Raw genomic sequence first — 9,302 nt, forward strand, 5'->3', positions numbered from 1 at the left:
CCGGCCGCTGAAAGACTTCTCCGGTGAGCGGCTTCGGGTGGCGGGGGCGCCTCGGGCCGGCGGTGCCGGTGGCCCCGGCAGCCCGGGTCGACCGGTTCGAGATCTTCTTCGACCTCGTCTTCGTCTTCTCGTTCTTCATCATCACCCGGGCCACCGCGCTGGCCATCACGCCCGGAGCGCTGCTGCACGCCGTGCTGGTGCTCGCCGTGCTCTGGTGGTGCTGGGTGGTGCACAGCATCGTCGCCGCCAAGGTCCGGCTCGGCGAGGGCTTCGTACCGGTGCTGATGACCGTCGGCATGGCGGCGCTGTTCACCTTTTCCCTGTCGTTGCCGCAGGCGTTCAAGGAACCGGCGGAAGCCGCCTCCGGTCCGTTCGTGGCCGCATTCAGTTACGTGGTCGTCCGGGCGGTGCACCTGGCCCTGTACTGGCACGCTGTGCGGGACAGCCCGAACGAGCGGCGGCAGCTCCTGCGGTTCCTACCGGAGCTGGTCCTCAGCACGCTCCTGCTGCTCGTCGCCGCCCTGATCCCGCCCATCCTCGGCCACAACGGCGTCGCGGCGCTGGCCCGGGATTCGCTGTGGGCCGCGGTCGTGGTCCTCCAGTACGGGTCCGGGATCCTCGCGGGCACCGGGGGGTGGGGGGTCACCTCCGCCGAGCACTGGACCGAGCGGTACGAACTCATCCTGATCATCGCGCTCGGCGAGTCGGTGATCTCCGTCGGCGTGGGAAGCAACCTGCTCGGCCAGCCCCCGACCTGGTCGGCGGTGGTCGCCGCGATCCTCGGCATCTTCTTCACCGCAGCCCTCTGGTGGGCGCACTACGACATGATCGGACCGGCCGCGCGGATCGCCCTGCACGCCGCCGAGGACGGCCCCCGGGTGGCCATGGCCCGGGACGGGTACGCGTACTGCTTCCTGCCGATGATCGCCGGGATCATCCTCTTCGCGCTGGGCGCCGAGCAGATCGTGCATCAGATCACCGACCCGCACATCCCCAGCTACCTGCCGGCCCAGGGCCCCGGCGAGCCGCTGCTCATCGGCGGCGTGATCTGCTATCTCTGCGGCAACATGCTGTTCCAGTTCCGGATGCTGCGCACGGTCTCCTGGACCCGGGTCGGCGCGGTGCTGGTGCTCGCCGCGGGCATCCCGGTGGCCACCCGGCTGCCGGCGCTGGGCGCCCTCGCGCTGGTGGCCCTGATCTGCGTGGCACTGGTGGCCACCGAGGTGATCGTCTTCGGCGAGGCCCGGCGGGCCCTGCGCGGATTCGTCTTTCTGGAACGGACCGCCTACGAGGCACACGAGGCGGCCTGGCGAGCCCACTGGCATGAGCCCGAGCCCGGGGAGCCGTCAACCTGAGCGCGCAGCCGACGACGGCCCGATGCCGTACCCTCCGACGAAGCGTCGCGGTGCACCCGGCACGAAGGCCGCCGTGGGCATGGAGGCGCGGCACAGCAGGGAACCATGTGCACCCATCCCACTCGCCGAGCGGCCGGCTGACCGCCCTCGGCATCCAGTTGATCGAGATCCACCACTGGCTCCGCGAGGAGCTTGCCAAGCTCCGCGCGAGTCTCGACTCCCCCGGCGACCCCGGCACCGGCCTGACCCGTGAGCTGCGGGCACACTGCGTCGGCTTCTGCGCGGCGCTGCACCGCCACCACACCGGCGAGGACGGCGGCGCCTTCCAGGTGCTGGCCGAGCAGGTGCCGGAGCTGCGGCCCGTCCTGGCCGAGCTGAGCGCGGACCACCGGGTCGTGGCCGACCTCCTGCGCCGGATCGACGCGCTGCTCGGCGACGCCGCCGACGGCCGTTCGGTCCGGGCCGAGCTGGACGGCCTGGCCGCGCTGCTGGAGTCGCACTTCACCTACGAGGAGCGGAAACTGGTCGCCGCGCTGAACCAGCTGGCCGGCGACCCCGTGCAACTGCTCGGCGTCACACCACCCACCGGAGCGGTCCCTTCTTAACGCCTGGCGTTGTAGCGGGGGGCCCCTGCTAACCGCCGAGGGTTCGGCCGTCGGCAGAATCGGGCGGCGCGAGGTGGCCGGACCATGGTCGCTACCGCAATGCTGGGCCGATGGCGATCTTCTCCGTGCAGGCCCGACCCACCGACGCGGCGAGCTGGACCGGCCTGGCCCGGCGGGTCGAGGCCGCCGGCTTCGACGCGCTGCTGGCCGCCGACCATCCCGGCCACGGCGCATCGCCGTTCGTGGCGCTCGCGGCCGCGGCGGCAGTGACCTCGACGCTCGGCCTCGGCTCGTACGTCTCCAACGCCGGGGTCCGGGAGCCGATCCTGCTCGCCACCGACGTGGCCACCCTCGACGTGGTCTCCGGCGGGCGGGCCCGGCTCGGCCTCGGCGCCGGCCACACCCCGGCCGAGTGGCGGGCCGTCGGCCGCGAACGCCCCGACGTCGCCGGCCGGGTCCGCCGCTGTGTCGCCGTGGCCGAGGCCGTGCAGGCTCTGCTCGCCGGCGAGGAGGTCACCGTGGACACCCCGGACCTGGCCGCCCACGCCGCGCGGCTCACCGAACTGCGGCCGGTGCAGGCCCGGGTCCCGCTCACCATGGGTACGGCCAACTCCACGCTGCTGCGCTGGGCCGGCGCGCACGCCGACGTGGTCGGCCTGACCGGCTTCGGCCGTACCCTGCCCGACGGGCACATGCACGAGGCCCGGTGGCGGGCCGACCAGATCGAGGCGCAGCTGGCGCACGTGGCCGCCGGCGCGGCCGGGCGGAGCGCGCCGCCCGCGCTGGAGGCCCTGGTCCAGCAGGTCACGGTGACCGACGACGCCGAGGCCACCGCGGTGCCGACCGCCGAGCGCCTCGGCCTCACCGTCGCCGAGCTGCTCGCCACGCCGTTCGTGCTCATCGGCACCGAGGACGAGATCGTCACGTCGGTCGCCGCCCACCGGCGCCGCTGGGGCATCACCCGCTTCGTCGTACGCACCGACGCTGTCGACCCGCTCCGCACCTTGCTGCCCCGTCTGAGAGCTGCGGACTGACGGCACACCACGAGGCATGCCGAGGGATGTGCGCGTCCGCCCACCGAGGCGATGATGTGCACGTACGTGCAAACCGGCTTTGATGTGCCCGCTACGGGCATCGATCTCGATGATCTGTTGCGAAAGTTGGGCCCGAGCGATGCATGAGTCGGACGGCAACTGCGGGCCGCCTCGGCAGGACAGGAAGGAGCCGGGACATGATCCTGGATTGGGCAGGCTGCGGTAATGCTCGCGACCTTGGCGGCCTGCCAGCGAGGGACGGCCGCAAAATCCGGGCGCAGGCTCTTGTCCGCTCGGACAGCCATGACCGGCTGACGGCCGCGACGATCCAGGCCGTTCGGGGCGGCGCGGTGAGCCGGATCGTTGATCTGCGCCGGGCGTGGGAATGTGAGACCAGCCCCAGTCCGTTCGCCAGCGATCGCATCTACCGACACGCGCCGATGCTCAACGAGGTGCTGGACTACGTGCCGCCACCGGACACCTACGCCCCGATGCTCGATCACAACCGTCACCGGATCGGCGCGGCATTCCGGGCAGTGACCGAGGCTCCGGAGGGCGGTGTCGTCGTGCACTGCCAGGCCGGCAAGGACCGGACCGGCGTGCTCGTGGCGCTCCTGCTGACGGTGGCGGGTGTCGCCGCTCAGGATGTCGCCGCGGACTACGCCCTCACCGACGGGTGCTCACCTCAAACGATGCTCCGCACCCTGGCGCACCTTGACGAGCGCTACGGCGGGGTCACGCCGTATCTGATGGAGGCGGGAGTCGAACCTGGGATGTTGGCGGCCGCACGCAGCCGACTACTGAAGTGACACGACCGGGCTCCGACACCTGCACGCCCTTCCGCCAGCCGCCCGTTCGCACGATGAGGATCGGCTATCGCCCGACTGTGCCCAGCCGCTCGTGGACGCGCCGGGCGTGTCGCCCTAGGAAGATGACCGCGCCCAGGAGCGATATGCCTCTGAGTCATATTTATGTCTCACAGACATGTCGCTATCAGGACTTGTCTTGTCCGTTCGGCAGTTGCTCGGCGACGAACACGCCCACCCCGTGGACGCCCTCCACCCAACCCTGCATCTGCAGGACCAGGATCGCCTGACGCACAACGCCAGCGGAGACGCCGTGTTCTTCCTTCAGCTGAGCTGTCGATGGCAGCTTCTCACCGGGTGCGAGCTTTCCGGACGCGATCTGATCGCGGATCTGATCCGCGATCTGCGCCCACTTGGCTTTGGCGGGCATGTTGACTCCCTGGTCTGCACCGCCATTTGATCACGCCTGAGCTTTACACGACAAGCAAGGACTAGATCGGCGTTGACTTTACTAGTCTTGTCTGACAAAGTTCGTCCTGACCGGCTCCCTGGTCTGCAAACCCCGGAGCTGATCGTCCGTAGGACCACCCGGCCGGCCACTCCCCCGGTAGTCGGCCGGGTGCCACCCCCTGCCCGCGACCCGGTGTCGGCGGGCCCGTGAGCAGGCCCGGGGCGGGTGCCGGGCACCGGCCGACCGTGCGCAGCCGGCCGTCCCCGCCCGTCCCGGCGCCGCACCAACGAGAGGCGGAGCAGCGTGCGGTCAGTGATCGAGCAACCGGTGGACGCGTTGGAGAAGGTGCTCGGCGAGCTGCCGATGCCGTGGGTCGTCACGATGGCGGACGTCAAGCTCGCCATCCGGGCGATGCTGGTGCACCGGCCCGAGGACTGGCCGACCGGTCCGCTGTGCCGCAGCGACCGGACCCCGTACCCCTGCCTGCTGCACCGCTGGGGACGGCGGGTGCTGCGCTCGCGCGGCCTGCCCGACGACGTGCTCGATAGGCTGGCGGAACGCGGCGAACTGCTGGTCCGCGTACCCGATCGGGGGTGCTGACGGTGTGGCCGCGCCGGAACGCGAAGCCGGTGCCACTCGCGCCCGGGCACGGGCGGACCTGGCGGCGCGGGCGGCGCTGGTGCTCGTGCGGCCTGCGCTGGACCGCCTGCCCAGACCGGCACGTGCCGGTCCCCACCGAGCCGCCGGCACCGCCACCGAACAGCCGCTGGTGGGACGAGGCGACCCGGGCGAACCCGCAGGTCGGGCGGGTCGGCCGGCTCACCCCGGCGCAGACCTGGCGGGCCAACGGCGGCCGGTGGTGAGCGGCGCGCACCTGCCGCTGCGGCCGCTCTGGCTCTGCCGGGACTGCGCCGCACCCTGGCCGTGCGCCCCGGCCCGGCTCACCCTGCTCCGCGAGTACGCCGACGACCGGGTGGCGCTGCTGGTCTACCTGGGCGGGATGCTGCACGACGCCGCCGGCCAGTTGCACAGCCTCCACCCGGACGACGGGCCGGAGCCGAAGCAGCTCTTCGGCCGATTCCTCGGCTGGGCGATCCCACGCGAAGCATCCCGGGAACCATGATCAGCCACAACTGGCAGCCGACGAAACCGGCCCGGGACCGCCGCCGGCACTTGACCTCGAGAGCGCTAGAAGTCGAACACTGGCTCGCATGACGATGACACGGACGATCGGCCGCAGCGGCATCGAGGTCAGCGCGCTCGGCATGGGGTGCTGGGCGATCGGCGGGCCGCTCTGGGGTGACGGCGGGCAACCGTTCGGCTGGGGCGAGGTCGACGACGACGAGTCGGTCCGCACCATCCGACGCGCCCTCGACCTCGGCGTCACTCTTTTCGACACGGCCAGCAACTACGGCGCCGGCCACAGCGAGCGGATCCTCGGCCGAGCGCTGGCCCGCCGCCGCGACCGCGCGGTGATCGCCACCAAGTTCGGCAACCGCTCCGACGAGACCACCCGGCGGTGGATCGGCACCGACGCCAGCCCGGCGTACGCGGTGGCCAGCCTGGAGGAGTCGCTGCGCCGGCTCGGCACCGATCACGTCGACCTCTACCAGTTGCACATCAACGAACTGCCGACGTCCGCCGCGCTCGACCTGGTCGACACCCTGGAGGACCTGGTCACCCAGGGCAAGATCCGGGCGTACGGCTGGAGCACCGACAACGCGTCGTCGGCCCGAGCCTTCGCGGAGGCCGGACCGCACTGCACCGCGATCCAGCACGACGAGTCGGTGCTCCGCGACAACCCCGACATGCTGGCGGTCTGCGACGCGCTCGACCTGGCCAGCCTCAACCGGGGCCCGCTCGCGATGGGCCTGCTCACCGGCTCGACCCGGGCCGCCGGCCGGGACGACGTGCGCGGGGTGGCCCCGGAGTGGCTGGTCTGGTTCACCGACGGCCGTCCGACACCGGAGTGGTCCGCCCGGGTCACGCAGATCCGCGAGGCGTTGACCGCCGACGGTCGTACCCTCGCACAGGGTGCGCTGGGCTGGCTGCTGGCGCGCAGCCCGCGGACGCTGCCCATCCCGGGCTGCCGCACCGTGGCCCAGGCTGAGGAGAACTTTGCGACGCTCGCGCTCGGCCCGCTGCCCGCCGCGGCGTTCGCCGAGGTGGAGCGACACCTGGCCGACCTGCGTACGGCGACCGCCGTTCGTTGATTCATTCACCGGGACCGGCGAGTGACTCATCCCGCTCAACCCATCCGGCTCCGGTTCCGTAAACGAAGATATGAGCATGCGGATCCTCATGGCCGGCGCCTCCGGCTTCCTCGGCACCCGACTGGTCGCCCGGCTCACCGCGGACGGACACCAGATCACCCGCCTGGTCCGTCGCACGCCGCGGACCGGGGACGAGCGGCAGTGGAACCCGTCCGCCGCACAGCTCGACCCGGCGGTGGTGGCTGACGCCGACGCGGTGATCAACCTGGCCGGCGCCGGGGTGGGCGACAAGCGCTGGAACGACGAGTACAAGAAGGTGATCCGGTCGAGCCGGGTGGACAGCACCACCACCCTGGCGATCACCATCGCCGGGCTGGCCGCCGCCGACCGGCCCGCGGCGATGCTCAACGCCTCCGCGGTCGGCTGGTACGGCAACACCGGTGACCGGGTGGTGGAGGAGGACTCGCCCGCCGGTGACGGCTTCCTGGCCGACGTCTGCCGGGTCTGGGAGGCCGCGACCCGGCCGGCCGAGGACGCCGACGTACGCGTGGTGCGGCTGCGCACCGGGCTGCCGCTGCACCGCGACGGCGGGATGCTCAAGCCGCAGCTGCTGCCGTTCCGGCTGGGCATCGCCGGGAAGTTGGGCAGCGGCCGGCAGTGGCTGCCCTGGATCTCGATGCGCGACTGGCTGGACGCGGTGGCGTTCCTGCTGGCCCGCGAGGACCTGGCCGGCCCGGTCAACGTGGCCGGCCCGAGCCCGGTCACCAACGCCGAGTTCACCCGGGAGCTGGCCCGCCAGCTGCACCGGCCGGCGATCATCCCGGTCCCCGCGCTGGCCCTGAAGATCGCCCTCGGCGGCTTCGCCCACGAGGCCCTGACCAGCGCGCGGGTCCTGCCCGGCGTGCTGACCAAGGCCGGCTTCAGCTACACCCACCGCGACCTGCCGAGCGCACTGCACGCCGCCCTCACCGGGTAGGGGCCGCACCCGCACGGACAAGTTCTCACTTTTCCACCGCTCGGCCGCTGTGAATCGGTTGAATCGGTGCTGAGACGTGAACCGCCGAGGACACGTCCGTCACGGGGGTGAGGGGCAGATGCGGGACGGCAGAGCATTCGGCAATCCGGGGCGCCGGGGGTGGGCTTGTCTGGCCGCCGCCGGCGCACTCGGGTTGGTCGCGACCACCGGGGGGGCGGCGCTGGTGTCGGACGTCGCGGACGCGTCCAGTCACCGGGAGGCGCCGCTGATCGCCGGCGACCCGACGGTGGACAACACCGACGTGTACGCGTTCGTCAGTCCGGACAAGCAGGACACGGTCACGCTGATCGCGAACTGGCTGCCGTTCGAGGAGCCGAACGGCGGACCGAACTTCTACTTCTTCCAGACCAACGCCAACTACGACATCAACATCGACAACGACGGCGACGCCCGGGCGGACGTCACCTACCGCTGGGTGTTCAGAAACGACGACGACCGCGACGGCACGACGTTCCTCTACAACAACGGCGTCGTCCGGAACCTGGACGATCCGACGCTGCTGTTCAAGCAGCGGTACACGCTCACCGAGCTGCGGGGCACGGAGTCGCGGGTCCTGGTGGAGGACGCCCCGGTTGCCCCGTCGAACGTGGGCCCGGCGTCGATGCCGGACTACGGCCGGCTCCGCGACCAGGCGATCGTGCCAGTCGCGGGTGGCGGCCAGTCGTTCGCCGGGCAGGCCGACGACCCGTTCTTCCTCGACCTGCGGGTCTTCGACCTGATCTACGGCGCCAACCTGTCCGAGCGGGGCCAGGACACCCTTGCCGGCTACAGCGTGCAGACGGTCGCGCTGCAGGTGCCGAAGTCGGCGCTCGCGCTCCGCGAGGACGAGGACCGCAACCCGGTGATCGGGATCTGGAGCGCCACCTCGAAGCAGAGCATGCAGGTCAAGGACCCGAAGGCCGGCGGTGACCAGGTGCAGGTATCCCGGCTGGGCAACCCGTTGGTCAACGAACTGGTCCCGGCGGCCGACCAGAAGGACGGCTTCAACGCCAGCACGCCGGCCGACGACAGCAAGAACGCCAAGCTGGTCGACCGGGTCCTCAACCCGGAGTTGCCGCGGGTGATCCAGCAGCTCTACAACATCCCGGCGCCGGCCACGCCGCGCAACGATCTCGCCGAGATCTTCCTGACCGGGATCGCCAAGGACGCGCCGACACTCGACGGCACCCGCGCGCCGATCCAAGCCGACCTCAACTCGCAGATCCTCAACGCCGACGTCGACGCGAAGCAGTTCGTCCCGGCCGAGGAGCTGCGGCTGAACATGAGCGTGCCGGTGACCGCGAACCCGAACCGGTTGGGTGTGCTCGGCGGCGACCTGCAGGGCTTCCCGAACGGCCGGCGGCTCGCCGACGACGTGCTTGACATCGAGTTGCAGGCGTTCGAGGGCGCGGCGCAGACCGGTCAGCTCGTCCCGGCGCTGGCCGCCGGCGACAAGGTGAACACCAACAACGTGCCGTTCGGGAGGAACTTCCCGTACGTGGCGTTGCCCAGCAACGTCGCGGTCAACCAGGTCGACGTGAACGGCATGCCCGAAGGCGGTGTGCCCGGCGGTGCCGGCGGCACCGCACGGGGTGTCGCCTGGATCCGGATCGCCAGCGGGGCCGGTGCCGTCGGCTTCCTCGCGGCGGGCCTGTTCATCAGTCGTCGACGCGCCCGCGCGGGCGGTCCGGCGGCCGGTCGCGCCGGCGCGGCCTGACCGGGTGGTGGGGGGGGGGCGGGGGGGGGCGGGGCGCCCCCCCCCCCCCCCCCCCCGGCCCCCGGCCCCCCCCCGCCCGCCCGCCCCCCCCCCCCCCCCCCCCCGC

The 9,302-nt window shown here is 71.9% G+C and carries 11 protein-coding genes; 10 read left to right on the forward strand and 1 reads right to left on the reverse strand.

Going from position 1 to position 9,302, the window contains the following annotated elements:
- Positions 1–23 precede the first annotated feature (23 nt).
- The 4 genes from ACFYOS_RS23200 (at position 24) to ACFYOS_RS23215 (ending at position 3,803) form a co-directional block, all read left to right on the forward strand.
- A complete protein-coding gene (locus ACFYOS_RS23200) occupies positions 24–1,355 on the forward strand; it encodes a low temperature requirement protein A (RefSeq protein ID WP_387145207.1) in 1,332 nt (443 codons plus the stop codon).
- A gap of 107 nt (positions 1,356–1,462) precedes the next feature.
- A complete protein-coding gene (locus tag ACFYOS_RS23205; RefSeq protein WP_387145209.1) occupies positions 1,463–1,960 on the forward strand; it encodes a hemerythrin domain-containing protein in 498 nt (165 codons plus the stop codon).
- A gap of 110 nt (positions 1,961–2,070) precedes the next feature.
- Positions 2,071–2,994 carry an LLM class flavin-dependent oxidoreductase gene (locus ACFYOS_RS23210; RefSeq protein WP_387145212.1) on the forward strand — a complete coding sequence of 308 codons (924 nt, stop codon included), beginning with the start codon at positions 2,071–2,073 and terminating at the stop codon, positions 2,992–2,994.
- Positions 2,995–3,191: 197 nt separating this feature from the next.
- Entirely contained in the window at positions 3,192–3,803 is a 612-nt protein-coding gene (locus ACFYOS_RS23215) for a tyrosine-protein phosphatase (protein WP_387145215.1), read from the forward strand.
- 184 nt (positions 3,804–3,987) lie between these two features.
- On the opposite strand, the gene ACFYOS_RS23220 is transcribed toward ACFYOS_RS23215, so the two are convergent.
- On the reverse strand, positions 3,988–4,230 hold the full coding sequence (locus ACFYOS_RS23220) for a GntR family transcriptional regulator (protein ID WP_387145218.1): 243 nt from the start codon (positions 4,228–4,230) through the stop codon (positions 3,988–3,990).
- A 333-nt stretch (positions 4,231–4,563) separates the two neighbouring features.
- Here ACFYOS_RS23220 and ACFYOS_RS23225 point away from each other — a divergent pair, with 333 nt between their 5' ends.
- The 6 genes from ACFYOS_RS23225 (at position 4,564) to ACFYOS_RS23250 (ending at position 9,196) form a co-directional block, all read left to right on the forward strand.
- Positions 4,564–4,851, forward strand: a complete 288-nt coding sequence (locus ACFYOS_RS23225) for a hypothetical protein (protein WP_387145221.1) — start codon at positions 4,564–4,566, stop codon at positions 4,849–4,851.
- Positions 4,845–5,114 carry a hypothetical protein gene (locus ACFYOS_RS23230; RefSeq protein WP_387145224.1) on the forward strand — a complete coding sequence of 90 codons (270 nt, stop codon included), beginning with the start codon at positions 4,845–4,847 and terminating at the stop codon, positions 5,112–5,114. The genes ACFYOS_RS23225 and ACFYOS_RS23230 overlap by 7 nt, the downstream gene beginning before the upstream one ends.
- A complete protein-coding gene (locus tag ACFYOS_RS23235) occupies positions 5,111–5,374 on the forward strand; it encodes a hypothetical protein (protein ID WP_387145227.1) in 264 nt (87 codons plus the stop codon). Before ACFYOS_RS23230 ends, ACFYOS_RS23235 begins: the two co-directional genes overlap by 4 nt.
- 88 nt (positions 5,375–5,462) lie before the next feature.
- Positions 5,463–6,464 (forward strand): aldo/keto reductase, encoded by a 1,002-nt coding sequence (locus tag ACFYOS_RS23240; RefSeq protein ID WP_387145230.1) that lies wholly within the window; start codon positions 5,463–5,465, stop codon positions 6,462–6,464.
- A gap of 76 nt (positions 6,465–6,540) precedes the next feature.
- Positions 6,541–7,440: a TIGR01777 family oxidoreductase gene (locus ACFYOS_RS23245; protein WP_387145233.1), complete on the forward strand. Its 900-nt coding sequence runs from the start codon at positions 6,541–6,543 to the stop codon at positions 7,438–7,440.
- A 118-nt stretch (positions 7,441–7,558) separates the two neighbouring features.
- On the forward strand, positions 7,559–9,196 hold the full coding sequence (locus ACFYOS_RS23250; protein WP_387145236.1) for a DUF4331 domain-containing protein: 1,638 nt from the start codon (positions 7,559–7,561) through the stop codon (positions 9,194–9,196).
- Positions 9,197–9,302 lie beyond the last annotated feature (106 nt).

It is taken from the genome of Micromonospora sp. NPDC005806, from assembly GCF_042871425.1.
Taxonomy (GTDB): domain Bacteria; phylum Actinomycetota; class Actinomycetes; order Mycobacteriales; family Micromonosporaceae; genus Micromonospora.